At 67.1% G+C, this 24,290-nt stretch carries 26 protein-coding genes; 8 read left to right on the top strand and 18 right to left on the bottom strand.

Features of this window, described 5'->3' with window-relative positions; genetic code table 11:
* Positions 1-99 precede the first annotated feature (99 nt).
* The 14 genes from IB259_RS01840 to IB259_RS01775 all read right to left on the bottom strand — a co-directional run bounded on the left by IB259_RS01840 (position 100) and on the right by IB259_RS01775 (position 11,610).
* Positions 100-1,086 (bottom strand): zinc-dependent alcohol dehydrogenase family protein, encoded by a 987-nt coding sequence (locus IB259_RS01840; protein WP_192327251.1) that lies wholly within the window; start codon positions 1,084-1,086, stop codon positions 100-102.
* A gap of 61 nt (positions 1,087-1,147) precedes the next feature.
* Positions 1,148-1,450, bottom strand: a complete 303-nt coding sequence (locus IB259_RS01835) for a helix-turn-helix transcriptional regulator (protein ID WP_054456511.1) — start codon at positions 1,448-1,450, stop codon at positions 1,148-1,150.
* 68 nt (positions 1,451-1,518) lie between these two features.
* Positions 1,519-2,187 (bottom strand): hypothetical protein, encoded by a 669-nt coding sequence (locus tag IB259_RS01830; protein ID WP_225588702.1) that lies wholly within the window; start codon positions 2,185-2,187, stop codon positions 1,519-1,521.
* 3 nt (positions 2,188-2,190) lie between these two features.
* On the bottom strand, positions 2,191-2,442 hold the full coding sequence (locus tag IB259_RS01825; RefSeq protein ID WP_082401205.1) for a hypothetical protein: 252 nt from the start codon (positions 2,440-2,442) through the stop codon (positions 2,191-2,193).
* Between the two features lie 98 nt (positions 2,443-2,540).
* Positions 2,541-2,984: an aminoglycoside 6'-N-acetyltransferase gene (gene aac(6'), locus IB259_RS01820; protein WP_119449068.1), complete on the bottom strand. Its 444-nt coding sequence runs from the start codon at positions 2,982-2,984 to the stop codon at positions 2,541-2,543.
* A gap of 90 nt (positions 2,985-3,074) precedes the next feature.
* The gene (locus IB259_RS01815) at positions 3,075-3,845 is read right to left on the bottom strand and encodes an SDR family NAD(P)-dependent oxidoreductase (protein WP_119449067.1); all 771 of its coding nucleotides are present in this window, start codon (positions 3,843-3,845) and stop codon (positions 3,075-3,077) included.
* Position 3,846: 1 nt separating this feature from the next.
* A complete protein-coding gene (locus IB259_RS01810; RefSeq protein ID WP_118932987.1) occupies positions 3,847-4,545 on the bottom strand; it encodes an ABC transporter ATP-binding protein in 699 nt (232 codons plus the stop codon).
* Positions 4,546-4,554: 9 nt separating this feature from the next.
* Positions 4,555-5,328 (bottom strand): ABC transporter ATP-binding protein, encoded by a 774-nt coding sequence (locus tag IB259_RS01805; protein WP_054456507.1) that lies wholly within the window; start codon positions 5,326-5,328, stop codon positions 4,555-4,557.
* A complete protein-coding gene (locus tag IB259_RS01800) occupies positions 5,325-6,356 on the bottom strand; it encodes a branched-chain amino acid ABC transporter permease (RefSeq protein WP_192327248.1) in 1,032 nt (343 codons plus the stop codon). The genes IB259_RS01805 and IB259_RS01800 overlap by 4 nt, the downstream gene beginning before the upstream one ends.
* Positions 6,357-6,384: 28 nt before the next feature.
* Positions 6,385-7,305: a branched-chain amino acid ABC transporter permease gene (locus IB259_RS01795; RefSeq protein ID WP_042793142.1), complete on the bottom strand. Its 921-nt coding sequence runs from the start codon at positions 7,303-7,305 to the stop codon at positions 6,385-6,387.
* 18 nt (positions 7,306-7,323) lie between these two features.
* A complete protein-coding gene (locus IB259_RS01790) occupies positions 7,324-8,499 on the bottom strand; it encodes an ABC transporter substrate-binding protein (RefSeq protein ID WP_054456506.1) in 1,176 nt (391 codons plus the stop codon).
* Positions 8,500-8,573: 74 nt separating this feature from the next.
* Positions 8,574-10,028 (bottom strand): 2-hydroxymuconic semialdehyde dehydrogenase, encoded by a 1,455-nt coding sequence (locus tag IB259_RS01785; protein WP_175162561.1) that lies wholly within the window; start codon positions 10,026-10,028, stop codon positions 8,574-8,576.
* Positions 10,025-10,750, bottom strand: a complete 726-nt coding sequence (locus tag IB259_RS01780; protein WP_233564475.1) for a class II aldolase/adducin family protein — start codon at positions 10,748-10,750, stop codon at positions 10,025-10,027. Before IB259_RS01780 ends, IB259_RS01785 begins: the two co-directional genes overlap by 4 nt.
* Complete coding sequence (locus IB259_RS01775) at positions 10,747-11,610, bottom strand: VOC family protein (protein WP_054456504.1); 864 nt, start codon at positions 11,608-11,610, stop codon at positions 10,747-10,749. Before IB259_RS01775 ends, IB259_RS01780 begins: the two co-directional genes overlap by 4 nt.
* A 139-nt stretch (positions 11,611-11,749) precedes the next feature.
* On the opposite strand from IB259_RS01775, the gene IB259_RS01770 reads away from it, so the two are divergent.
* On the top strand, positions 11,750-12,463 hold the full coding sequence (locus IB259_RS01770; protein ID WP_054453767.1) for a GntR family transcriptional regulator: 714 nt from the start codon (positions 11,750-11,752) through the stop codon (positions 12,461-12,463).
* Positions 12,464-12,813: 350 nt separating this feature from the next.
* Entirely contained in the window at positions 12,814-14,700 is a 1,887-nt protein-coding gene (locus IB259_RS01765) for an ABC transporter ATP-binding protein (RefSeq protein WP_192327245.1), read from the top strand.
* A 44-nt stretch (positions 14,701-14,744) separates the two neighbouring features.
* Here the strand turns inward: IB259_RS01765 and IB259_RS01760 are convergent, their stop codons facing one another.
* Positions 14,745-15,368 (bottom strand): LysE family translocator, encoded by a 624-nt coding sequence (locus tag IB259_RS01760; RefSeq protein WP_225596758.1) that lies wholly within the window; start codon positions 15,366-15,368, stop codon positions 14,745-14,747.
* 142 nt (positions 15,369-15,510) lie between these two features.
* Here IB259_RS01760 and IB259_RS01755 point away from each other — a divergent pair, with 142 nt between their 5' ends.
* Positions 15,511-15,993, top strand: a complete 483-nt coding sequence (locus IB259_RS01755; protein WP_054454795.1) for an Lrp/AsnC family transcriptional regulator — start codon at positions 15,511-15,513, stop codon at positions 15,991-15,993.
* Positions 15,994-16,012: 19 nt separating this feature from the next.
* Here IB259_RS01755 and IB259_RS01750 read toward each other — a convergent pair whose 3' ends face one another.
* The gene (locus IB259_RS01750) at positions 16,013-16,687 is read right to left on the bottom strand and encodes a DJ-1/PfpI family protein (RefSeq protein ID WP_054453759.1); all 675 of its coding nucleotides are present in this window, start codon (positions 16,685-16,687) and stop codon (positions 16,013-16,015) included.
* 90 nt (positions 16,688-16,777) lie between these two features.
* Between IB259_RS01750 and IB259_RS01745 the strand changes: the two genes are divergently transcribed.
* Complete coding sequence (locus IB259_RS01745) at positions 16,778-17,677, top strand: GlxA family transcriptional regulator (RefSeq protein WP_054454793.1); 900 nt, start codon at positions 16,778-16,780, stop codon at positions 17,675-17,677.
* A gap of 24 nt (positions 17,678-17,701) precedes the next feature.
* Here IB259_RS01745 and IB259_RS01740 read toward each other — a convergent pair whose 3' ends face one another.
* Both IB259_RS01740 and IB259_RS01735 read right to left on the bottom strand, forming a co-directional pair.
* Positions 17,702-18,424 (bottom strand): SDR family oxidoreductase, encoded by a 723-nt coding sequence (locus tag IB259_RS01740; protein ID WP_125473708.1) that lies wholly within the window; start codon positions 18,422-18,424, stop codon positions 17,702-17,704.
* Positions 18,421-19,416: a tripartite tricarboxylate transporter substrate binding protein gene (locus IB259_RS01735; RefSeq protein ID WP_175164493.1), complete on the bottom strand. Its 996-nt coding sequence runs from the start codon at positions 19,414-19,416 to the stop codon at positions 18,421-18,423. Before IB259_RS01735 ends, IB259_RS01740 begins: the two co-directional genes overlap by 4 nt.
* Before the next feature lie 103 nt (positions 19,417-19,519).
* Between IB259_RS01735 and IB259_RS01730 the strand changes: the two genes are divergently transcribed.
* From IB259_RS01730 to IB259_RS01715, 4 genes are all read left to right on the top strand, one after another.
* Positions 19,520-20,560: a cyclase family protein gene (locus IB259_RS01730; RefSeq protein ID WP_192327239.1), complete on the top strand. Its 1,041-nt coding sequence runs from the start codon at positions 19,520-19,522 to the stop codon at positions 20,558-20,560.
* A gap of 3 nt (positions 20,561-20,563) precedes the next feature.
* Positions 20,564-22,180: an AMP-binding protein gene (locus tag IB259_RS01725; protein WP_370528685.1), complete on the top strand. Its 1,617-nt coding sequence runs from the start codon at positions 20,564-20,566 to the stop codon at positions 22,178-22,180.
* 2 nt (positions 22,181-22,182) lie between these two features.
* Positions 22,183-22,926, top strand: coding sequence for a GntR family transcriptional regulator (locus IB259_RS01720; RefSeq protein WP_119449196.1), 744 nt, complete (start codon positions 22,183-22,185; stop codon positions 22,924-22,926).
* A 124-nt stretch (positions 22,927-23,050) separates the two neighbouring features.
* Complete coding sequence (locus IB259_RS01715) at positions 23,051-24,289, top strand: ABC transporter substrate-binding protein (RefSeq protein WP_175182363.1); 1,239 nt, start codon at positions 23,051-23,053, stop codon at positions 24,287-24,289.
* Position 24,290: the final 1 nt, after the last annotated feature.

Below are 24,290 nucleotides of genomic sequence, written 5' to 3'. Positions count from 1 at the left end.
GGCGGCTAAAGAACTCCGACATCCGCAAGCTCGAGGCTCTGCCGCTTCGGTGTTGTGAGGCGGGGTTCTTGAGTCGCCGGCGTCCGCGACCTCGAAGCCCTACCCCCCGCACTGAAGGTACGCCGACGGCGCGACGGCAATCGCGATCTTTCCTTGGATACCATTGTTGGGACTTTCCAGCCGCGCATGAGCCTGCGCAATGTCGGCAAGCCCATAGACCGCGCCCACGTGCGGCCGCAACCGGCCACGCGCCACCAACGCGCTCAATTCATCCAGCTTGCCGCGGTTCTGCCGCGTGAACACGAAGTGGTAACTCGCGTTCTTGCCCCAGGCCTGGATCAGGTTTTGCGGCTGGGCGATGTCCACGATCGAGACGACCCGCCCCAATTGCGCAAGCGCATCGGGGCTGCGCGCAAGCGTGTCGCCGCCGATGGTATCGAACACGACGTCGACGCCGCGCCCGCCCGTTTCCCGCATGACGGCCTCGACGTAGTCTTCCTTCTCGTAGTCGATGACCACGTCGGCGCCCATGCTGCGCGCGAACTCGGCGTTGGCGGCGCGCACGGTCGTGTACACCTGCGCTCCGATGGCTTTGGCCAGCTGGATCGCCACATGGCCGACGCCGCCCGCGCCGCCGTGCACCAGGATGCTCTCCCCGACTCTCAGCCCCGCGCGCACGACCAGCGCTTCCCAAGCCGTGCCGCCCACCAGGCTCAGGCTGGCCGCTTCAAGATGACTCAGCGCCGGCGGCTTCTTCCCGACGATGCCTTCCGCGGCGACGTGATACTCGGCATAGCTGCCCGGCCCGTCGAAGATTTGCGGGGTGTACCAGACTTCGTCGCCAGGAACGAAAGCCGTCACGCCCGGCCCCACCGCTTCGACCACGCCCGAGACGTCGTGCCCGGTAATGGCCGGCAGCGGCACCAGATCGGCATAATCGCCGCGCCGGACCTGGTAATCCAGGGGATTGATCGAGGTCGCATGTACCCGGACCAGGACCTGTCCCGCCAGCGGCACCGGCTTGGGCAGGTCGCGGAGTTCGAACGATTCCGGGCCGCCGAATGATTTGAGTGTCATCGCTTTCATGGTTTTCCTTGTTTCGAAAAATAGGGATATCGGGAAATACCGATATTTACCTGCAAAAAAATTACAGCTCTTTCCCGATGAGCCCGGCAAGAGCACGTATGGTTGCTTCGTTCCGCTTGTAGTAGGTCCACTGCCCAATGCGCCTGGCTTCCACCAGGCCCGCGCGCTGCAGCGTCGCCAGATAGTCGGACACCGTGGACTGCGACAGCCCGACGCCTTCCTGGATGCTGCTGACGCAGACCCCCACCGTATGAACGTCGCCCTCGTCCTGGGGCGGGAAGTTCTTGGCGGGGTCCTTCAGTCCTTTGAGGATCTCAAGGCGGGTACGGTTGGAGAGGGCTTTGAATATTTCGAGCAGATCCATGGCGCCATGATATCGGGATTTCCCGATATGTCAATAAATTGGACTCGCACGAACGCCTGCTCGTCTGCTCACTTGTCCACCGACCGCATGTCGCAAGTCGTCTCCGACGACGAGCAGACGCCGCGAAACCACGCCCGTCCCCGCGTGCGGTCCTTGGGCGCCAGCGGCTCGAACGTGTCGCTGTTGCGCATCTGGTAGTCCAGCAACAGCCACTCGCCTTCGCAGGCGGCGATGCCGCGCAGCGTAGCTCTTTCGGTCAGCCAGTCGCTGCCCAGATCCAGCAACCGTTCACTGCCGGCGTCGGGGCGGGCGTAGCCGCGCGCAGACTGGATGCCGACCTGCGCATCCGCGGCTTCGATCCAACCCTCGCCCCGATATACGGGTCGCGGCTTGCTCTGTTCGTCGCCGGTCTTGTCGTCGCTGGCGTTCCTGATTTTGAGCCAGCCGTCGCGCGCCTCGGTCACGTCGAAGGTCACGCTGTAGTAGTCGATCTCGGGATCAGGACCGTCGCCACGAGTCGTCGGCAGGCTGCCCACCACCGCTGCCTGGGCGGATGCCGCCGCGCGCACCTGGATGGCAGGCTTATCGTTCGTCGTCCATCCGGAGAAGCTGCATGCGGTCGGGCCCGGCGGGGTCCAGGCGGCAGGCTTGGAAGGCGTCTGGGCGTTGATGGCCGGCGACACGGCCAGCGCGGCAAGCGCCAGGAAAATCCGTCGCATGGTCATGGGCTTGGTCATATGTCAGTTGCTGTTGATCCAGTCCTGTGCATCCCGCACGAACCAGGGCAGGTTCAGGCGCTCTCCTTCGCCGGATTGTATGGTCAAGCGTTGGTCCGAGGAGCCGGGGGTATCGCTCTTGCCCTGTCCCGTGGAAGGCGCGCGGCTGCGATAGTCCAGCTCGGTTTGCTGGGGAGGTTTATCCGCGCAGGCGGCGATCAAGGTGCATGCGGCCGCGGCAAGGACGGTCCGCAGCGCCGGACGGAATATCTTCATGGTATTCAGGTTCCCGCTGAAGGGCACAGGCCAACGTGCCGGAAAATCAGGGCCTCCAGCCCATACCTTACTCGCAATGCAAAGCCAGCGTTGGCGCCTCAGATCGGCATATTGAAATAGACGACCCGTTCCGTCTCCCTGAACCCCAGACGCGTATGCGCGGCCTGGCTCACGACATTGTCCAGCGCGGTATCCGAGGCCAGCTCTTTGCAGCCCCTGTCCCGCGCCCATGCCCGGACGGCGTCGATCAAGGCCCTGGCCGCGCCCTGTCGCCTGGCCTCGGGCATGACATACAGGCCCTCCAGGAACGCCACGGGACTGGAGTCGGTGCCATTGACGTAGTCCGTCCTGATCGCAGCTTCGGCAAGGCCGATCGCCTGCCCGTTGTCGGCGCGCGCCAGGAACTGGACGTATCGGTCCGGCGCGCAAACCTGATCCTCCATGTCTTCCTGATGCTCAGACGCTGACGCGTCAGGCCAGAGCGCCATGCGCAGTTGCAGCCAGGCGGCATCCCGGGAGGAGGTAATCGGGGCGGTTTTCATGGGCAGGGTTTGTGTTCCGGATGACGCGTGGAAATTTATCACCCTGCCCTTCTTGCTGTCGAAGCGTATCCGGCCTCGGCCTGCCCCGCCCTACTCCTGCACCGGCACCGTATAGTTCAGCGCCAGCCGGCCGCCATCCGCGTACACCGTCTGCCCGGTGACGTAGCTGGCGTCATCGCTGGCCAGGAACACCGCCACCTTGGCGACTTCGTCCGTCGATCCCAGGCGCTGCATCGGTATGCGCGACAGCACGGTCCTGCGGGCTGCGGGATTGCTGGTGATCGTGGCGAGGATTTCGGTGTCGATGCTGCCGGGGCCGATGGCGTTGACGCGGATGCCGTGCGGCGCCAGGGACAGCGCCATCGACTTGGTCATCTGGCGCACCGCGCCCTTGCTGGCGCCGTAGGCCAGCTGGTCCGGCATCGCCAGTTCCGCCGTCATCGAGGACAGCGTCACGATGGCGCCGTTGCCGCGTCCGCCAGCCACCATGGCGCGCGCGGCGGCCTGTGCGACCAGAAAGGTGCCGCGCACATTGACGTTCATGACCGCATCCAGGTCTTCGAGCTTCAGGTCCAGGAAGTCCGCCGCGCGGATCACGCCGGCGTTGCAGACGCAGATGTCCAGGCCGCCCCAGCGCCGCACGCACTCGTCGGCCAGCTTCTGGGCATCAGCCGGATCGGTCACGTCCGCCACCAGCGCGGCGGCGCGATCGCCCAGCGCGCGGGCCGCGGCCATCAGTTCGGCCTCCTTGCGGTCGGCCAGCAGCACGTATGCACCCTCGGCCGCGAAGCGCCGCGCGATCGCCAGTCCGATGCCACCGGCCGCGCCGGTGACCAGCGCCACCTTGTCCTGCAATCTCATCTCAGACTCCTACGTAGGCGGCCACCAGGTCGGGCCGCTGGGACAATTCCGCCGAGCTGCCGCGCCACACCGTCACGCCCTTGTCGAGGATGACGTTGCGGTCCGACAGGCGCAGCAAGGCCGTGGTGTTCTTGTCCACCACGATCATCGACAAACCTTCGGCTTTCAATTGCGCCAGCACGCGCCAGATTTCGGCGCGCACCACCGGCGCCAGCCCTTCGGTCGCTTCGTCCAGCACCAAGAGGCTGGGGTTGGTCATCAGCGCCCGGCCCAGCGCCAGCATCTGCTGCTCGCCGCCGGATAGCTGCGTGCCCAGGTTGGCGCGGCGTTCGTGCAGGCGCGGAAACAGCTCATACACGCGTTCCAGCGTCCAGCCGCGGCCGCCGCCGCGGTGTATAGCCGTGGCGATCAGGTTTTCTTCCACCGTCAGCGTCGGGAAGATCTGGCGCCCTTCGGGTACCAGCGACAGGCCCAACCGGCCGATGCGGTACGGCGCCAGTCCGCGCAGGGAACGCTCGCCATACCGGATGCTGCCCTGGCTGGCCGGCAGCAGGCCGAACAGGCATTTGATGACGGTGCTGCGGCCCATGCCGTTGCGGCCGATCAGGCCGACGACCTCGCCCTGGCCCACGTCCAGGTCTACGCCGAACAAGGCCTGGCAATGCCCATAGGCCGCCGTCAATCCGCTGATGCTCAACATGGCGGCTCCTTATGCGTCGGCGTCGTCGCCCAGATAGGCGCGGCGCACGTCGGGATGGTTGCGTATCTGTTCCGCGCTGCCGGTGGCGATGACCTTGCCGTAGACCAGCACGCTGATGCGGTCGGCCAGCGCAAACACGGCGTTCATGTCGTGTTCGACCAGCACGATGGTGTAGCGGCCCTTCAGGCTTTGCAGCAAGGCGATCACGCCCGCGCTTTCGGCCGCGCTCATGCCGGCCATGGGCTCGTCCAGCAGCAGTACCGACGGCTCGCCCGCCAATGCCATGGCGATCTCCAGCTGGCGGCGCTGGCCATAGGCCAGGCTGTCCACCTGGGCCTCGGCCACGTCTTCCAGCTTGCAGGCCCGCAGCGCCGCGGTCGCGGCGCTTACCACGTCGGCGCAATCGCGCAAGGCGGTCCAGGCCGACAGGCGCCGGCGGCGCTTGCGCAAGGCTGCCAGGCAGGCGTTGTCCAGCACCGTATAGCTGTCGAACACCGAGGTCACCTGATAGGAGCGCAGCATGCCAAGCGCCACGCGTTCCTGCACCGAGGCGCGGGAAACGTCGGCGGCGCCCAGGCGCACGGCGCCGCCATCGGGCCGCAGTTCGCCCGACAGCAGGTTGATCAAAGTCGTCTTGCCCGCGCCGTTGGGGCCGATCAGCGCGTGCAGTTCGCCAGGCGCCACGTCCAGCGACACGCCGTCGGTCGCCTTCAGGCCGCCGAAGCGGCGCACCAGGTCCTGCGTGGACAATCCAACGGGCGCGGCTGCGGTTTGCATGCTCATGCCGAAGCCTCCTTGGCGATCGCGTCCGGCGGGCGGCGGTCCTGTTGTTCACCCGCGGCCGGCGGCTGGGCCGTCGGCGCGGCGGGCGGCGGACGCCGGAGCCAGACCAGGGAGTTGGCATAGCCGCCCTTGGCCACCATGGCGATGACCACCACCGCCGGCCCCATCAGCAGCATCCAATGCTGCGTCATGCTCTTGAAGGCCTCTTCCATCAGCAGATAGGCAACGGCGCCGAAAATCGGCCCCAGCACATTGCCCAGGCCGCCTATCACCACCATGACGATGAGTTCGCCCGACACCGGCCAGGACATGTAGCTGGGCGAGGCGAAGGCGGTCAGGTTGGCCAGCAGCAGCCCGGCCACGCCGGTCAGCACGCCAGAGGCCACGTAGGCCGTCAGGCGCACGCCGAACACCGAATAGCCCAGCGCGTCAACACGGCGCGGGTTGGCATGGGTGGCGCGCAGGATCATGCCGAAGGGCGAGCGGCGCAGGCGCAGCATCGCCAGGCTGGACACCAGCAGCACCGCCCAGGCCGCCCAGTACACGGGCTGGCTGCCGCCCAGGTCGAACAGGCCGAAGGAACTGGCTTCGTAGATGTTCAGGCCGTCGTCGCCGCCGTACTCGCGCAGGCTGACCGCCAGGAAATAGAACATTTGCGCAAACGCCAGCGTGATCATGATGAAGCCTATGCCCGAGGTCCGCAGGCAGACCGTGCCGACGATCAGCGCCACCAGCGCGCACACCGCGATGCACACGGCCAGCTGCAGCCAGCCGTTGCCAAACCCGTAATAGCTGAGAATGCCCACGGCATAGCAGCCCAGGCCCAGGAACATGGCGTGGCCGAAGCTCACCAGTCCGGCAAAGCCCAGCACCAGGTTCAGCGCCAGCGCGGCCAGCGCATAGATCAGGATGCGCGCGCCCAGCGTCACGTAGAACGGTTCACCCAGCCATTGCGCCACGAAAGGCACGCCGGCCAGGACCAGGAACAGCAAAGGCAGCGCCCAGCGCCGGTATGTGTGTTCTTGCATGATGATCCAACCCCAGTACAAGCGCGCGTCAACGCCGCGCCGAGAAGACCAGGCCTTGCGGCCGGAACGCCAGCACCACGGCCATCAGCACGTAGATCAGCATGGAGGCGAGTGCCGGCCCGACCGCATTGGCGACGGAAGCGTCGAACACGGCGCGCAGCATGTCGGGCAGGAAGGCCCGGCCCAGCGTGTCTATCATCGCGATCAGCAGCGCCGCGACCAGCGTGCCGCGCACCGAGCCGATGCCGCCCACGACGATCACCACCAGCGCCAGGATCAGCACCGGCTCACCCATGCCGGACTGCACCGACAGGATCGGCCCCGCAAGCGCCCCCGCCACGCCTGCCAGCACCGCGCCCAGCAGGAACAGCAGCGTCTTCTGCAGGTCCACGTTGGCGCCCAGCACGCTGGCCATGGGCGCATTGCTGGCGCCGGCGCGGATCAGCATGCCGAAGCGCGTGCGCTGGATCAGGAACCAGGCGCCGACCGCCACCAGCGCGCCCACGCCGATGATCATCAGGCGATACACCGGATAGTCGTTGCCGAACAGGCTGACCGCTCCTTCCAGCCCCTGCGGCACGGCGGCGTAGTACGGCCGGCTGCCCCAGATGACCGAAGCCAGTTCATTGAAGAACATCATCAGCCCGAAGGTGGCCAGCACCTGATAGAGGTGATCATGCTTGTACAGCGGCCGCGCAATCAGGCGTTCCAGCGCCACCCCCACCAGGCCGCTGCCCGTCACCGCCGCCAGGATGGCGAAGGCGAACGAGCCGCTGGCGTTGTAGGCGGTGGCGCCCAGGAAGGCGCCGATCATATACAGCGACCCGTGCGCCAGGTTGATGAAGTTCATGATGCCGAAGATCAGGGTCAGCCCCGAGGACAGCAGGAACAGCAAGGCGCCGAGCTGCAGGCCATTAAGCATCTGCGACAACAGCAAGGATCCGTTCATGGGGCGTCTCCCGGGACGTTACTTCAGCGGGCAGTCGGCCACGTAGGCGTCCTGATGGTCGGTGAACACCTTGGCCAGCTGCTTCAAGCCCACGCCGTCGCCTTCCTTCACGACCTGGTAGGCATACAGGTCCTGCACCGGCATGTTGTTGCTGTTGAAGCGGAACTTGCCGCGCACCGTGGGGAAGTTGGCGCCGGCCGCCTTCACCGCCGCGGCCAGGGCCTTGCTGTCGCCGACCTTGCCGCCCTGCTGCTTGATGGCGGTATCCAGCAGGAACGCCGCGTCATAGCCGCCCACCGCATATTCCGACGGCAAGCGGCCGTACTTGGCCTTGAAGGCCTCGACGAACTTGCGGTTCTGCGGGTTGTCCAGCGTGGTGGCCCAAGGCGTGCCGTAGATCGCGCCCACCGCCTGCTCTTTCAGCGCGGTCAGCGTGTTGGAATCGATCAGGCTTTCCGAGAAGAACGGCAGCTTTTCCATCAGGCCGGCCTGGCGCAGCTGGCGCACGAAGTTCACGCCCACCCCGCCGGTATAGAACACGAACAGCGCGTCGGGCGAGGCCGACTGCATGCGCGAGATCTCGGCCGAGTAATCCAGCTGCCCCAGCTGGGTGTAGATCTCGTCGGCGGGCGCGGCGCCATAGAAGCGCTTGAAGCCCGCCAGCTTGTCCTTGCCGGCCTGGTAGTTGGACGACATCAGGTAGGCGCGCTTGTAGCCCTGGTCCTTGACGTACTTGCCCATGGCTTCGGACATGCTGTCGTTCTGCCAGCCGAGCACGAACAGATTGGGCAGGCACATGCGGCCGGCGATGGGCGCGGGTCCGGCGTTGGTGGACAGCGCCACCACGCCCGATTCCTTGATGCGCCGCAGTTCGGCCATGAGCACGTTGGAGAAGCCCAGGCCGACGATCACGTCGACCTTGTCCTTCTCGATGAACTTCTGCACGATCTGCGCGCCCACGTCGGGCTTGAGCTGGTCGTCGTCGCGGATCACCACCGCCTTCTGGCCGCCCAGGCTGCCGCCCAGCTGCTCGATGCCCAACATCAGGCCGTCGTACTGATCCTGGCCCAATGCCGCCTGGGGGCCGGACAGCACCCCGGTAAAGCCGATGCGGATGTCCGCCATTGCGGCGTTGGCCACGGTCAGGGCCGCGACCGCGGCCAGCGCGGACAGGCCGCGTGCGTATGCTTGCATGCTAAGTCTCCTTGGGGGATGGACGGCGGCGCCGTTCTGCGCGGCGCCTGCCGGTACTAAGGCCTGCTTACAGGTCAGAGCTTCACGCAGACATTGCGCAGCTCCGTGTAGAACTCGAGCGAATGCACGCCGCCCTCGCGGCCGATGCCGGACTGCTTGGCTCCGCCGAAGGCCGTGCGCAGGTCACGCAGGAACCAGGAATTGATCCAGCAGATGCCCACTTCCAGGGCCTGTCCCATGCGATGGGCGGTGCCCACGTTGCTGGTCCAGACCGAGGCCGCCAAGCCGTAGGGCGTGGCGTTGGCCAGGGCGACGGCTTCTTCTTCCGTGTCGAAGGGCGCGATGTGGCAGCAGGGGCCGAAAATCTCCTGCTGGATCACGGCCGAGCTTTCCGGCAGGCCGGTCCAGACCGTGGGCTGGATCCAGGCGCCGCCGGCCAGGTCGTCCGGCATGTCCGGCACGCCGCCGCCGGCCACCACCGTGGCGCCTTCTTCACGGGCGCGGGCGTAGTAGCCCAGCACCTTATCGCGATGGCGCTGCGAGATCAGAGGACCCAGGTTGACGCCAGGATCCTTCGGACGGCCCAGCTTGAAGCCGCGGGCGCGCTCGCCCAGCGCCGCCACGAAGCGGTCGAAGATCGGCCGCTGCACGTAGACGCGCTCGGTGCCCAGGCAGACCTGCCCGGTGTTGTCGAAGGCGGCCCGGGCAATGCCGGCCACCGCCTTGTCGAAGTCCGCATCGGCGAACACGATGCCGGCATTCTTGCCGCCCAGTTCGAAGGACACGGGACGCACGCCCACCGCCGCGGCCTGCATGATGGCTTCGCCGGTGCGGGTTTCGCCGGTAAAGGTGATGCCGTCGACCAACGGATGGCGCGTGAGCTTTTCGCCCGCCGAACCGGGGCCGCGGCCATGCACCACGTTATAGACGCCGGGCGGCACGCCGACCTCGTTCATGACTTCGCCCAGCAACGTGGCCGTGGCCGGGGTGTCTTCGGAAGGTTTGACCACCACGGTGTTGCCGCAGGCCAGCGCCGGCCCCACCTTCCAGGTCATCAGCAGCAGCGGCAGGTTCCACGGGCAGATCACGCCGATTACGCCGCGCGGCACTCGCACGCCGTAGTTCAGGGCATGGCCGCCATCCGGCGTTTCCAGGTCGAAGGTCTCGTTGGGGATGTTGCGCACCAGGTCGGCGAAGATCTTGAAGTTCGCCGCGCCGCGCGGAATGTCCAGATGGCTGGCCAGATCGTAGGGCTTGCCGGTGTCGGCGATCTCGGCGTCGACGAATTCGTCGAAGCGCCGGATGATGCCGTCGGCCACCGCGTGCAGCAGCTCCACGCGCTGCTGCGTCTTGAGTTTGCCCCAGGGGCCGCGCAACGCCGCCTTGGCGGCCCGCACGGCGGCATCGACCTCGGCGTCGCCGGCCTCGTGGATGCGCCCGATCAGCCGGTTGTCGACCGGATCGCGGTTGTCGAACGTCTTGTCCGTGGCGACCCATTCGCCGTTGATGAAATTGCGGAAATCGGTCATTGCGTCCTCGGTTGTGACAGGTCTGCCAGCGCCGCTTCAGGGTCGCCGGCGGTCAGGTATTCCCACATGCGCTCGTAGATCCGGCCCGTGCCCACGGCGCGGGTCGCCGCCTCTTCGGGCGAGAACGTGGGCGCGCCGTCGGCCAGGCCGGCCGAGCGCAGTTGCCATTCGATGCGCGCGGCATCCTCCAGATACCAGGTCAGCACCACGGCATGCATCAGCGATTCGGCTGCCACCACCGCGCCGTTGCCGCGCATGGCCACGGCGCGGGCCGCGCCCAGGGTCTGGGCCACGCCGCGCGCCTGGGCGTCGCTGCGCACCAGTTGCGGGTCATCCCAGAGCGGCACGGACGGAGAGAAATACGAACCCATCCCATGGCGCGGCTGCGGCGTCACGCGGGCCGAGGACAGCGTCATGACCGTGGGCGGCATGGAGCGCACCACTCCGCCCACTTCGGGGCGCATGCGGTAGATGTGCTGGTGGATGCGGACCTCGCCCAGCACGCCCTCGGGCAGTTCGCCGTGCACCGGCACCACCGTGCCCGCCTCGCCCGGTTCGATCAGGCCCATGGGCCGCGCGGCGCATACCAGGAAGTGATCGGCGTCGAGGCGGCTGCTGCAATGGCCGTAAGCGTGGACCAGGCCGGCGCGGGCCAGGCCGCGCGCCGCCGTCCGCACCAGCGCTTCCTGGCCGGCGTCGGCTTTCATCGGCGCGGCGCTCACGTCTTGAACTCCGGGATGTCGGGCTTGGCGCCCCACATGCAGAACGAGGACGGCACTGCGGGGAAGCTGCGCGGCCGGTAGGTCTTCTCGTCTTCGGCGGTGATCAGGCGCACGCCGGTGGAGTACTCGTAGATCATGCCGTCGGGGCCGTCGAAGTACAGGAACATCGCCCCCGAGGTCGGATGGCGCCCCGGGCCGAAGCGGATCGGCACCTGCCATTCCTTCAGCTGGTACCAGGCACGCATGATGTCGTCGATGCTTTCGACCTGGTGGTTGATGTGCTGCACGCCCGGATAGCTGGACGGGAACAGCGCGATCTTGTGGTGCACTTCGTCGATGCGCAGCAAGGGCGCTTCGCCGATGCGGTCGCTGACCCGGGCTGAAAGCAGCCCGGTCCAGAAGGCCTCGTCGCGTCGCGCGTCCAGCGTGCGCAGGCCGATATGCGAAAAGCCCGTCACGCCGGCATCGCGGCTGGGGAAATAGCGGCGGCCGCTGTGGTGCGGCGCGTGCACCAGCTCGATGCGGTTGCCGGACGGGTCGATGAAACTGAGGAAATCGCGTACGTAGCGCTGCTCGGCGTCCTCGCGCTTGCCCGCGGCGACCTGATAGCCGCTGCGCTCCAGCACCGCGCCGGCATGCTCCAGTTCCTCGGACGTGTCCACTTCGAACGCCGTGGTGTGGTCGCGCGGATCGCCTTCGAAATAGCACAGGGTGTGGTCGCGCGAGTCGGATTTGAAATAGACCGCGCCGTGCTCCTTGCGCGCCACTTCCAGCCCCAGCACCGCGGTCGCGTAGCGGACCGCGGATTCCAGGTCGCGGGTACCCAGCCGGACGTACCGGATGTCGTGTAGCCGTATCACTGCTTGTCTCCAGGTTGCGCCTGCCGCCGGCTGATTACCGGTCGTAGTCTCGACGCTTTTTTTCTACGATAAGCAGCATAAATCTCGGCGTCAATAATTTTTATCGAGATTTTTTAAAGCCAGTGATAAAGTAGCTCCCATGTCAGACGGCGCCACCCTCCCCCCGCTTGCCCATTCCGCCTCGGCCAACACCCTGGTCGGCGCGGCCTATGTCAACCTGCGCCGCGACATCATCCAGGGCGTGCATCCGCCGGGCTCGCGCCTGCGGGTCGAACACCTGAAGGACGATTACGGCGTGGGCGCGGGCACGTTGCGCGAAGCGCTGGCGCTGCTGGTGTCGGACGCGCTGGTCATCGCGCAAGGACAGCGCGGCTTTCACGTCACGCCGATTTCGCTGGAAGACTTCCGCGACATCACCGAGAACCGCGTGCTGCTGGAAACCCAGGCCCTGCGCCAGTCCATCGCCCTGGGCGATGACGACTGGGAAAGCGCGGTGCTGGCCGCCTTCCACCGTCTGAGCAAGGCCGAACAGCGCCTGGCCGCCGACCCCGACACCCGTTTTGAAGAGTGGGAACAGCGCAACCGCGAGTTCCACCGCGAACTGATCCGCGCCTGTCCGTCGCGCTGGCTGCATCATTTCCTGGGCATCCTGTACCAGCAGGCCGAACGCTACCGCCGCCTGACCGTCACGCGCAAGCCCATCGCGCGCGACCTGGACGACGAACACAAAGGCATCCTGGACGCCACGCTGGCGCGCGATGCGGACCGCGCCTGTGAACTGCTGGCCGCCCACATCCGCCTGACCTACGAGGCCGTGGCGCGCCTGCCGCCCACGCTGTTCACCCCGGATTGAACGCCGCGTCAGTTGAAAAAAACCCACACCGGCACGCGCCTACCCGTTGATTCGCCTACACCACTTCTATAGAATCTTCAATTCGGGCCTCTGCCCATTCCCTTTCCCCACATCTCACACCATTGGGAGGCGCAAGATGATGAATCCGCATACCGCCATCCCGCGCGTGTCCCCGCGACGTCATTAAGTCGTCGCCCGCGCGGACCCATCGCTGGATGCCTATCTAGCGACCGGTCCTCCGTGCCCGCCCCAAAAACCTGAACGCAATCGCCCGCGCCTCGCCGCGCAGGCCGCTCCTTCCTCTTTCCACACAAGGACTCCCGGCGTCCTGGTGACGCCGGGCCATTGCAATGGCCAGAAAAAAAATCGATCTACGAGGACAGACCTTCAAGGATGTCCTTGGCTTTACCTTCCGCCATTGGCGCGCGCAGCCCTGGCGCACCTCCGGCATCATCGTGCTGGCCCTGCTGTCGGCGGTGACCGACGTGCTGACGCCGCTGTACGCCGGCAAACTGATTGACGCCGTGGCCTCGGGCGCGGCTGGCGACGAGATCGTCTGGAGCGCGGCGCTGACCGCGTTCTGGCTGCTGCTCGCGCTGGGCATCGGCGGCACGCTGCTGCGTCAGGCCGTGTTCCAGAACATCATCACCTTCACGCTGAAGATGATGAACGGCATCGTCTCCAACGCGTTCTACCGCGTGCAGCGTTTCTCCACGGACTGGCACGCCAACAGCTTTGCCGGCTCCACGGTGCGCAAGATCACGCGCGGCATGTGGGCGGTCGACATCCTGAACGACACGCTGCTGATCGCGCTGCTGCCGTCGGTCGTGATGCTGGTGGGCGCCACCGCGCTGCTGGGTGTGCACTGGCCCATCATGGGCCTGGTGGTGGGCCTGGGCTCGGTGCTGTACATCGCCGTGACCGCGGCGCTGTCGCTGGGCTATGTGGCGCCGGCCGCGCGCCTGGGCAACGCCTGGGACACGCGCATGGGCGGCGCCCTGGCCGACGCCGTCAGCTGCAACGCGGTGGTCAAGGCCTTCGGCGCCGAAGACCGCGAAGAAGTCAGGCTGGACCGCGTGGTCGACAAATGGCGCCGCCGCACGCGCCGCACCTGGATCCGCGGCACGATCAACGGCGGCATCCAGGGCGCCATGCTGGTCGCCATGCAGGCGGGCATCCTGGGCGCGTCGCTGCTGCTGTGGTCGCGCGGCCAGGCCAGCGTGGGCGATATCACCTTCGCCCTGACGATGTTCTTCATGCTGCAGGGCTACCTGCGCGACGTAGGCATGCACATCCGCAACCTGCAACGCTCGGTCAATGACATGGAAGAACTGGTCGCGCTGGAAAAGCAACCGCTGGGCGTGGACGACCGGCCCGGCGCGGGCGAGCTGCGCGTGACGGCCGGCGAGATCCGCTTCGAGGACGTGACGTTCCGCTATGGCGCGCACGACAAGGCGTTGTACGACCATTTCTCGGTACGCATCGCCCCGGGCGAACGGGTCGGCCTGGTCGGCCATTCGGGTTCGGGCAAGACCACGTTCATCAAACTGATCCAGCGTTTGTATGACGTGAACGACGGCCGCATCACGATCGACGGGCAGGACATCGCCCAGGCGCGGCAGGCGTCCCTGCGCAGCCAGATCGCCATCGTGCAGCAGGAGCCGGTGCTGTTCCACCGCACGCTGGCGGAGAACATCGCCTATGCCCGCCCCGGCGCCACGCAGGCCGAGATCGAGCAGGCGGCGCGGCTGGCCAGCGCCCATGACTTCATCATGGCGCTGCCCAAGGGCTACGACACGCTGGTCGGCGAACGCGGCGTCAAGCTGTCGGGCGGCGAACGCCAGCGCGTGGCCCTGGCCCGCGCCTTCCTGGCCGATGCGCCCATCCTGATCCTGGACGAAGCCACGTCCAGCCTGGACAGCGAAAGCGAGGTGCTGATCCAGCAGGCCATGGACCGTCTGATGGTGGGTCGTACCACGCTGGTGGTGGCGCACCGCCTGTCGACGGTGCGCGCGCTGGACCGCCTGCTGGTGATGGACCGCGGCCGCGTCATCGAGGAAGGCAGCCATGACGCACTGATCCGCCTGAAGGGCGGTCTGTACCGGCGCCTGTTCGAACGCCAGGCGCTGGAGCTGACCAAGGGCCTGACGCAGTCCGAACTGCTGGAGGACGGCGCGGTTCCGCCGCTGCCGAAGGATGAGGAAGCCGACGAGTCCTCGTACGCCTACGCCAAATAGGGCGGACAGCCGGTCCCGTAGCGCAAGCTGCGGGACCGGCCGCTTCAGGCCGGACGCTGGGCCACGGTCAGGCGCAGGCCGAAGCCGATCAATGCCAGCCCGAACGCCCGGCTCTGGATCTTCTGCGCACGGGGGCTGGCCGACATCCAGCGCCCCACCGCCCCGCCCGCCAACGCGCACAGCACGTCCAGCGCCAGGCCCAGGCTGACCAGGATCACGCCCAGCACGGCGAACTGCTGGCCTATCGGCCCCTGGGCGGGCGACACGAATTGCGGCAGCAGCACCGAGCAGAACAGCAAGGCCTTGGGATTGAGCACATTGGTCAGCACGCCGCTCAATAGCGCCGGCCCCAGCCCCGCGCGGCTCGCGGGCGCCTGCCCGGTGGCATCGTAGGACACGGGTCCTGCGCGCAATAGCCGCACGCCCAACCAGACCAGATAGCATCCCCCCACCGTGCGCGCCGCGTCGAACGCCCAGGGATGCGTCTTGAACAGCGCCGCCAGTCCCAGCGCGGCCAGGGTCACGTGCGCGGCCCGCGCGATGGCCAGCCCCACGGCCACCGCCAGCGCCTGCCCTCTGCCGCGCAGCACGCCGGTTTCCAGCAGCAGGATCATGTCGGGTCCCGGCACCACGTAGACGATCAGCAAAGCCCCTAGAAACATCGCCATATCCGCCATTTTCCCGCTCCTTTTCGTCCTGGCTCAGGCGATCATTCTAGGAAAACCAGGCTGGCATGTGCATCCTATTCATGCCATTCGATTTATGATGATTGGCATATTCCGCCAATCCAATAATCCTTATCCTGATTTCATGCCAAAACGCGAATTGGACGCCTACGACCGCCGGATCCTCGAGGCCCTGCAGCAGAACGGCCGGCTGACCAATGTCGAACTCGCCGAGCAGATTGGCCTGTCCCCTTCGCCCTGCCTGCGGCGGGTGCGGCTGCTGGAAGAAGCCGGCGTCATCCAGGGGTACGAAGCCCGCCTGGCGCCGGACGAAGTCGGCCTGGGCCTGACCGTCTTCGTCGGCATCAAGGTGGAGCGGCACCACGAGCGCGACTCCGCCCTGTTCCGCGAGGAGGTCAGCACCTTGCCGGAAGTCATCGCCGCGCATCTGGTGTCGGGCGAGTCCGACTTTCTGCTGCAGGTAGTGGTGCCCGACCTGCGCGCCTACGAACGCTTCCTGCTGGGCACGCTATTGAAGCTGCCCGGCGTGAAGGACATACGCAGCAACTTCGCGATCCAGACCGTCAAGCCGCAAAGCCCGCTGCCGCTGGATCATCTGGCGAAGTGAGCGCGCCGCGCGCTCGAACTCAGGCCATCGCGGCCGCGGCCCGGTCCACCGCCTGCGAGCGGCGTTCGAAGCGCGCTTGCGACATCTCCAGATAGCGCTGCACCACGGCCGGCTCCGAGGTCTTGGGCGTGCCACCGGGAAACGGTGGTTGGGGGTCATATTCGATCTGCAGCTGTATCAGCTTGGCCACGTCCTCGCCGCACAGGTCCGCCACCACCTTCAGCCCCATGTCGATGCCCGAGGTCACGCCGCCCGCGGTGTACAGGTTGCCGTCCACGCACATGCGCTCGTCGCTGGGGATGGCGCCGAAGCGCGACAGCAGTTCGCGCGCGCGCCAATGGCTGGAAGCGCGCCTGCCGCGCAACAGGCCAGCCGCGCCCAGCAACAGCGAACCGGTGCAGATGCCGAATACGTAGCGTGCCCCCAGCCCCTGCGCGCGCGTGAACGCTACCCAGTCGGCGTCGACAATGGCATCATCCGTGCCCGGCCCGCCTGGCACCACCAGCAGGTCGCAGGGCGGCGCCGATGCGATGGTCTGCGTGGGCACGAAACACAGCCCGCGATCGCTGCGCACCGGATCGCGCGTTTTTGCGACAAAATCCACGGTGAAGCCCGGCGCGCCTGCCAGCACTTCATACGGCCCGGTCATATCCAGCTGGGTCAGCCCTTCGAACAAGAGAAAATTCACATGCATGACGATGCTCCGTTAGAAACGACGACTCCCAGCATAGGCGGACGCGCCCGGACGCGTGCGCCAAATACTGCGCCGGATGCGCCATTGCGCGTGCAGTTCGTCCTGTATGACGGCTTCCAGCCGCTGGATCTGGCCGGACCGTGGCAAGCCTTCAGTTCGGCCAACGAGGAAGCCGGCCGCAAGCTGTACCGCCTGGGCACCATCGCCGCGACGCCGCTGGTCTCCACCTGGGAACAGGGCCTGCGCATGCAGGTGGACGGCACTTTTGCCGACGATGGCGATGAGCGCCTGGACATGATGTTCGTGCCCGGCGGCCCCGGCGCCGATTTCGCGGGCGCCCATGGCGAGACGCGCGCCTGGCTGCGCCGCCGCGACGCGACCGCCGGGCGCACCTGCAGCGTATGCACCGGCGCCTTCGTGCTGGCCGCCGCCGGCCTGCTGGACGGCCGCGCCGTCACCACCCACTGGCGATCGGCCGACCGGCTGCGCCAGCTTCATCCCGCCCTGCGCGTCGAAGACGACCGCATCTACGTCGAAAGCGGCAAATACTGGACCTCTGCCGGCGTCACCGCCGGCATCGACCTGGCGCTGGCGCTGATCGAACGCGACTTCGGCGCGGACCTGTCGCAACGGGTTGCGCGGCGGCTGGTGGTCTTCATGCGCCGCAACGGCGACCAGCGCCAGTACAGCCAGGCGCTGCGTTTGCAGGACCGCGTGGCCGCGCCATTCCGGGACCTGGTGGAAAAAATTGAGGCGCAGCTATCGGCGCGCTGGTCGGTCGACGACATGGCCGACGCCTGCCAGATGTCGCGCCGCACCTTCCAGCGTAAATTCGCCGCGCATTTCGGCGTCGCGCCCACGGAAGTGCTCAAGCGCCTGCGCCTGGAGCGTGCGCAGGCGCTGGCGGCGTCCGGCAAGGTGTCCAGGAAGGAAATGGCGCGCGAGTTCGCCATACACGCGCCGCCGCAAGGGACGGCGCCGCAAGCCTGAGCAACCGCGCAACGCAACAAGCGGCTAGCCGGCAAGCCCCACCGACACTCCCCCGCACACATACAGCATCTGTCCCGTCATGAAGCCCGCCCGCGGGTCCATGAACATGGACACGGCATGGGCGACCTCTTCGGGTCGGCCCACGCGCCCCGCCGGGATTGCCGCCTCCAAAGCCAGCGTCTGCGGCGCGCCCGGCGGGTTGGACTGGTTGAACAGTTCAGTCGCGATGGGTCCGGGCGCCACGGTATTCACCGTGATGCCGCTGCCCGCCAGCTCCAACGCCCAGGTGCGCGTCATCCCGGCCAGCGCCGCCTTGGAAGCGCCGTAAACCGTGCGCCCGTCCTTGCCCAGGGCGGCGCGGCTGCCAATGTTCACCACCCGCCCGTAGCCCGCCGCCCGCATGCCGGGCAGCAGGGCCTGCATCAGCAGCACCGGCGCCGTGACGTTCAGCGCCATGATCCGCGCCATCTGTTCCTGCGTCACGTCCCCGATGCGCGCGACCTGGATCATGCCGGCGTTGTTGACCAGATGCAGGACCTGGCGCTCGGCCGCCAACGCCTGCGCCGCGGCAATGGTGGCCAGCGCGTCGCCCAGGTCGACCGAACGGAACGTTTCGCCGGGCAGGAGCGCTGCGGGCGCGCCGCGGCTGAAGTTGACGACCTCGAAGCCATCTTCGATCAGGCGCGCGACGATGGCGCGGCCTATGCCCCGGCTGCCGCCGGTGACCAGTGCGGTGGGCGTTTTCATTGCGCGGTGATTCCCTTGTCCTTGATGAGTCCGCCCCACTTCTTGCGTTCCCCGGCTTCGAAGGCCGCCAGGTCCGCGCCGAAGAGCGTGCCGGGCTTGGCGCCCATGCCGGCAAAGTTGGCCGCGACGGCCGGGTTCTTCAGCCCGCTGCGCGCGGCTTCGATCAACTGCTTGACCACGGGTTCCGGGGTATTGCGCGGGGCGTAGAGCGCAAACCAGGCGGTGACGTCAAAGCCCGGCAGTCCCGATTCCGCCACGGTGGGCAGGTTGGGCACCGAGGCGTCGCGCGCGGCCGACGTGACCGCCACGCCCCGCACCAGATTGCCATCCTTGATCTGCGCCAGCGCGCCCGGCAGGTTGTCGAACAGCAGGTCGACCTGCCCGCCCGCCACCGCCGGCAGCGAGGCGGACGTGCCCTTGAAAGGCACGTGCAGCATGGTCACGCCGGCCATGGCCTCGAAATAGGCCCCGGTAAGATGCACCGAGGACCCTATGCCCGGCGACGCATAGGTCAGCTTCTTGTCCTTGGACTGCTGGGCCGCCTTGATCACGTCGGCCACCGTCTTGTAGGGCGACTTGGCGCTGACGGCGATGACGTTGGGCGTGGTGGACACCAGCGCAATGGGCACCAGGTCGCGTTCGGGGTCGAACGCCATGTTGTTGTAGAGGAACTGGTTGATGGTCTGGGTGCCGATGGTGCCCAGGCCCAGCGTGTAGCCGTCGGGCTTGGCGCGCGCCACGTAGGCCATGCCGATATTGCCGCCCGCGCCGGGCTTGTTCTCGACCAGCACGGTCTGCTTCAGGCCCGGCTCCAGCGCGTGAGCGATGGCGCGGCCAAAGATGTCGGCGCCGCCGCCCGGCGGATACGGCACGACGACGGTCACGGGATGATCGGGATAGCCGGCGGCCTGGGCCGCGGGCAAGGTCAGGAAGGCCAGCGCGGCCAGGGCCGGCGCAGTGATCGCCAACCTGCGCTGCAGGAATTGCGTCATGGGCTTGTCTCCTATCGAACCCGCTGATTGCGGATTTCTTTTTAAAGTACGTAAATACGTACTATATTCATAAGAACATAGAAAACCTCCAGGAGACAAGCAGATGAAACGCTGGACCCAACGCCCCGAAGGCTCCACCTGGGGCGACTTCGGCCCGGATGACGAGATCGGCCGCCTCAACCTGCTGACTGAGGAAAAAGTACTGCAGGCGGTGCGGGAGGTGCGCACGGGCAAGGTGTTCTGCCTGTCGCTGCCGCTGGACCTGCCGGGCGGCAACGTGCTGAACCCGCGCCGCCACGCGCCGACGCTCCAGCCCACCTTCCGCGAAGGCACGCCCTACCTGAACTTCCAGATGTCCCAGGTGCAGCCCGAAGCCGTGGACGTGCTGTCCGACGACCAGGTCACGCTGTCCATGCAGTACTCCACCCAGTGGGACGGCCTGTGCCACGTGGGCGCGCTGTTCGACATCCAAGGGGATGGCCAGGCGCGCCGCGTCTACTACAACGGCTACGCGGCCGGCGTGGACGTGTTCGGCGGCGCGGATCCCGACAAATCGGACGACGCCTGCTGCCCGCCCGGCGGCTCGTACGCGCGCAAGCTGGGTATCAACCGCTACGCCGAAAAAGGCATGCAGGGCCGCGGCGTGCTGGTGGACCTGGCGCGCGCCTACGGCCCCGGCCGCACGGTCGTCGACCTGGCGGCCCTGCAGGCCGCCATGCGGGCACAGAACGTGACGGTCGAACACGGCGACATGTTGGTGCTGCGCACGGGCTTTGCCGAGGCGATCGTTGCCATGGACGGCCAGCCCGATCCGCACAAGCTGGAGCAGACCGGCGCCGTGCTGGACGGCTCCGACCCGGCGCTGCTGGACTGGATCACGCAATCCGGCATCGCCGCGATCTGCGCCGACAACTACGCGGTCGAAGCCTATCCGGCGCGCACCTCCGGCCCCGGCCACTCCATCCTGCCGCTGCACCACCATTGCCTCTTCAAGCTGGGCCTGCCGCTGGCCGAACTCTGGTACCTGAAGGACCTGGCCGACTGGCTGCATGCGCAAGGCCGCAGCCGCTTCCTGCTGACTGCCCCGCCCTTGCGCATGCCTGGCGCGGTGGGTTCTCCCGTGACGCCCATCGCCACGGTGTAAGCCATGAACATGCCGTACTCGACGTTCTCCGAACACCTGGACGCCTTGGTCGCGCGCCGGCCCGATGCGCCGCTGCTGATCGACCAGGACCAGCCCATCGGCGCCGCGCAACTGCGGACGCAAAGCCGCGCGCTGGCCGCCGGCCTTGCCCGCATCGGCGTGCGCCCGGGACAGCGCGTGGCGGTCTGGCTACCCAATTGCGCCGCCTGGGTGGAATCCTTCCTGGCCTGCGCGCACCTGGGCGCGCTGGTGCTGGCGGTCAACACGCGCTTTCGGGCGCTGGAGCTGGCCGACATCCTGGGACGCGGCAAGGCGGACTGGCTGGTGTTCTGGCCGGGGTTCAAGGGCATAGACTTCCAGGGCATCCTGGGCGAAGTCGCGCCGGAACACCTGGAGCGCCTGCAAGGCGTGATCGCGCTGACGAATGCCGACGAGGCGCTGCCCCCCAGCTTCCATGGCAAGCCGGCGCACCGCTACCAGGACCTGCAGTCCTGCACCGACACAGCGCCGCCGGCCCAGCCCAATGCGGGCGTGCTGTGCTTCACCACGTCCGGCACCACCTCCAAGCCCAAGTTCGTGCTGCACGACCAGCGCACCCTGTTGAATCACGGCGCGGCCGTGGCGCGGGCCTATGGCTATGACGAGGGAAGCTGCGTACTCGCCAGCGCGCCGTTCTGCGGCGCCTTTGGCTTCGCGACGCTGGTCGGCGGCCTGGCGCAAGGCGCGCCCGTGGTCTGCGCGCCGGTGTTCGACGCCGCCCAATCCGCCGCAGCGGTGCGCCGCCACGCGGTGACGCACACCTACGCCAACAACGAGGCCTTGGTCGGCATGATGCGGGCGGGAGCCCAAGGCGACTTCGCCTCGGTACGGCTGTTTGGCTTCGCCAGCTTCACGCCGGCGCTGGACAACATGCTGGACCTGGCCCGCGAGGCCGGCGTGCCGCTGACCGGCCTGTATGGTTCCAGCGAGCTGGTGGCTCTGGTCGCCGGCCAGCCGCGCGATCCCGCCGAGGGCGACGTGTCCGCGCGCCACCAGCCCGGCGGCACGCTGATCTACCCCGAGGCGCGCGTGCGCGCCCGCGATCCCGCCACGGGCGAAATCCTGTCGCATGGCCAATCCGGCGAACTCGAAATCCTCTCGCCCAGCCTGATGCAGGGTTATCTGGACAATCCCAAGGCCACCCGCGGCGCCTGCACGGATGACGGCTACTTCAAGACCGGCGATCTCGGCTACACGCTGAATCCGCGCCAGTTCGTGTTCCAGACCCGCATGGGCGATTCGCTGCGCCTGTCCGGCTTTCTGGTCAATCCGGTGGAAATCGAACAGGTGGTCGAAACCCTGCCGGGCGTGCGCGCCTGCCAGGTGGTCGGCGCCACGCAAAAGGGCAAGACCGTGCCCTATGCCTTCGTGCTGCTGCAGCCGGGCGCAGCCGCCGACCCCGCGGGTTGGACCGCCGCGTGCAAAGCCGCGATGGCGGGCTTCAAGACGCCGGCGGGCTTTACCGTGCTGGATGCATTCCCCTCGGTGGAAAGCGCCAACTCGGTCAAGATCCAGAAGCACCGGCTGCGCGAAATGGCCGATGCCATACTCGCGGCCCCGACCACGACGCCTTCCGCCTGAACATGCCCGACCCCAAGCTCTTCTCGCGCAGTCCCCAGCCGCTGTATCTGCAGGCGGCGGCGCTGTTTCGTAGCAATATCCAGAACCGCACCTGGCGGCCCGGCCAGCAGATCCCGCCGCTGGAAGCGCTGATGGAAACCTATGGCATATCGCGGGCGACCATCCGCCAGGCGTTCGGCCTGCTGGAAGACGATGGCCTGATCCGCCGCTCGCGCGGGTCGGGCACCTTCGTCAATGCCGAATTGCCCGAAACGCCCACCCTGCTGATCCCCAAGACCTGGGCCGAAACCGTGGAACTCAGCAATCAGCTGGGCACGGTTTCACTGGTGGAGTCCAACGCCGATTCGCCCCTGCCCGACACGCTGGGCATGCCTTGCGGCGCCGACCGCAGCGGCAGCTTCCAATATTTGCGACGGGTGCACACGACCGATGGCGCCCCCTTCTGCTATAGCGAGGTCTTCCTGGATAGCGCGCTGTTCCGCAAGCATCGCGCCCGCATCCGCAAAAGCACCGTGGCGCCGGTGCTGGACCAGTACTACGGCGCACGCATCAGCGAAGCGCGCCAGGTGCTGAACGTGATCCAGGCCGGCCAGGAATCCGCCGAGTCCCTGCAGATTCCCGTGTCCTCGCCCGTGGCGGAAATACGCCGCTACGCCTGCATCGATGGCCGCGTGGTGTACTTCGCGCGGCTGGAGTTCCCGTTCAGCAAGGTGCGGATGGAATTCGACCTGCTGTCCCATCGCTAGACCACATTCAAGACAAGGAGGCATCCCACCTCGACCCGCCAGCGTCAAGCCAGAACAGAGCGCCGCAGCAGATCCCCAAGCGCCAGCAGTATCCGAACAAGATCCGGCATAAAGGAGACCCACCATGAAATGCCGTAGACCCCCCCGGATTTCCCTGAAGTTGCGCAGCACGCTAGCCCTGTTATCCGCCTTTGCCGCCGCGCCCTGCGCCATGGCGCAGGCGATCTCCGACGACGTGGTCCGCCTGGGCCTGATCCTGGACATGAGCGGCGTGTACGCCGACGTCACGGGCAAGGGCAGCGCGACCGCCGCCGAAATGGCCATCGCCGACTTCGGCGGCAAGGTGCTGGGCAAGAAGATCGACCTGATGGTGGTGGACCACCAGAACAAGGCCGACATCGCCGCCGCCAAGGCACGCGAGTGGTACGACACCCAGAAGGTCGACGCCATCATGGACGTGGCCGGCTCCGCCCCCGCGCTGGCCGTGCTGGAAGTGGCGCGCGAGAAAAAGAAGATCGTGGTGTTCAGCGGACCCGGCACCGAGCGCATCACCAACGACCTGTGCTCGCCCTATTCCGTGCACTACACCTACGACACCTGGTCGCTGGCCAACACCACGGCGCGCGCCACGGTCGAACAAGGCGGCAAGAGCTGGTATTTCCTGACGGCCGACTACGCTTTCGGCCACACCTTGCAAGCGTCCGCCACCGAAGTCGTCAAGGCCAACGGCGGCACCGTGCTGGGCGCATCGCGCCACCCGCTGGGCTCCAGCGACTTCGCCTCGTACCTGCTGCAGGCCCAGGCCAGCCGCGCGCAGATCGTGGGCCTGGCCAACGCCGGCGGCGACACGGTCAACGCCATCAAGGCCGCCAGCGAATTCGGGCTGACCAAGGGCGGCCAGAAAATGGCCGGGCTGCTGCTCTACATCAATGACATCCACGCCATCGGCCTGGACGCCGCCGCCGGATTGACGCTGACCGAGGCCTTCTACTGGGACATGAACGACCAGACCCGGGCCTGGTCCCAGCGCTACTACGACAAGCTCAAGAAAATGCCCAACATGAGCCAGGCCGGCACCTACTCGTCGGTGATGCACTACCTGAAGGCGGTGCAGGCAGCCGGCACCGACGAGCCCACGGCGGTGATGAAGCAGATGAAGTCCATGCCCATCAACGACTTCTTCGCCACCAACGGCCGCATCCGCGAGGACGGCCGCATGGTGCATGACATGTACCTGTTCGAAGTCAAGAAGCCGTCCGAGTCCAAGCGGCCCTGGGACTACTACAAGCTGGTGGCCACCCTGCCCGGCGACCAGGCCTTCATGCCGCTGTCGCGCTCGTCCTGCCCGTTGGTGAAGAAGTAGC

It is taken from the genome of Achromobacter sp. ACM04 (assembly GCF_014851465.1).
GTDB lineage: Bacteria > Pseudomonadota > Gammaproteobacteria > Burkholderiales > Burkholderiaceae_B > Achromobacter > Achromobacter aegrifaciens.
This window is presented reverse-complemented; position numbering and strand designations above follow the sequence as displayed.

Bases quoted from the DNA above. Each gene is read 5' to 3' on its own strand.
- IB259_RS01840 (WP_192327251.1), bottom strand. From the start codon at position 1,086: ATGAAAGCGATGACACTCAAATCATTCGGCGGCCCGGAATCGTTCGAA.
- IB259_RS01835 (WP_054456511.1), bottom strand. From the start codon at position 1,450: ATGGATCTGCTCGAAATATTCAAAGCCCTCTCCAACCGTACCCGCCTT.
- IB259_RS01830 (WP_225588702.1), bottom strand. From the start codon at position 2,187: ATGACCAAGCCCATGACCATGCGACGGATTTTCCTGGCGCTTGCCGCG.
- IB259_RS01825 (WP_082401205.1), bottom strand. From the start codon at position 2,442: ATGAAGATATTCCGTCCGGCGCTGCGGACCGTCCTTGCCGCGGCCGCA.
- IB259_RS01815 (WP_119449067.1), bottom strand. From the start codon at position 3,845: ATGAGATTGCAGGACAAGGTGGCGCTGGTCACCGGCGCGGCCGGTGGC.
- IB259_RS01810 (WP_118932987.1), bottom strand. From the start codon at position 4,545: ATGTTGAGCATCAGCGGATTGACGGCGGCCTATGGGCATTGCCAGGCC.
- IB259_RS01805 (WP_054456507.1), bottom strand. From the start codon at position 5,328: ATGAGCATGCAAACCGCAGCCGCGCCCGTTGGATTGTCCACGCAGGAC.
- IB259_RS01800 (WP_192327248.1), bottom strand. From the start codon at position 6,356: ATGCAAGAACACACATACCGGCGCTGGGCGCTGCCTTTGCTGTTCCTG.
- IB259_RS01795 (WP_042793142.1), bottom strand. From the start codon at position 7,305: ATGAACGGATCCTTGCTGTTGTCGCAGATGCTTAATGGCCTGCAGCTC.
- IB259_RS01790 (WP_054456506.1), bottom strand. From the start codon at position 8,499: ATGCAAGCATACGCACGCGGCCTGTCCGCGCTGGCCGCGGTCGCGGCC.
- IB259_RS01785 (WP_175162561.1), bottom strand. From the start codon at position 10,028: ATGACCGATTTCCGCAATTTCATCAACGGCGAATGGGTCGCCACGGAC.
- IB259_RS01770 (WP_054453767.1), top strand. From the start codon at position 11,750: ATGTCAGACGGCGCCACCCTCCCCCCGCTTGCCCATTCCGCCTCGGCC.
- IB259_RS01765 (WP_192327245.1), top strand. From the start codon at position 12,814: ATGGCCAGAAAAAAAATCGATCTACGAGGACAGACCTTCAAGGATGTC.
- IB259_RS01760 (WP_225596758.1), bottom strand. From the start codon at position 15,368: ATGGCGATGTTTCTAGGGGCTTTGCTGATCGTCTACGTGGTGCCGGGA.
- IB259_RS01755 (WP_054454795.1), top strand. From the start codon at position 15,511: ATGCCAAAACGCGAATTGGACGCCTACGACCGCCGGATCCTCGAGGCC.
- IB259_RS01750 (WP_054453759.1), bottom strand. From the start codon at position 16,687: ATGCATGTGAATTTTCTCTTGTTCGAAGGGCTGACCCAGCTGGATATG.
- IB259_RS01740 (WP_125473708.1), bottom strand. From the start codon at position 18,424: ATGAAAACGCCCACCGCACTGGTCACCGGCGGCAGCCGGGGCATAGGC.
- IB259_RS01735 (WP_175164493.1), bottom strand. From the start codon at position 19,416: ATGACGCAATTCCTGCAGCGCAGGTTGGCGATCACTGCGCCGGCCCTG.
- IB259_RS01730 (WP_192327239.1), top strand. From the start codon at position 19,520: ATGAAACGCTGGACCCAACGCCCCGAAGGCTCCACCTGGGGCGACTTC.
- IB259_RS01725 (WP_370528685.1), top strand. From the start codon at position 20,564: ATGAACATGCCGTACTCGACGTTCTCCGAACACCTGGACGCCTTGGTC.
- IB259_RS01720 (WP_119449196.1), top strand. From the start codon at position 22,183: ATGCCCGACCCCAAGCTCTTCTCGCGCAGTCCCCAGCCGCTGTATCTG.
- IB259_RS01715 (WP_175182363.1), top strand. From the start codon at position 23,051: ATGAAATGCCGTAGACCCCCCCGGATTTCCCTGAAGTTGCGCAGCACG.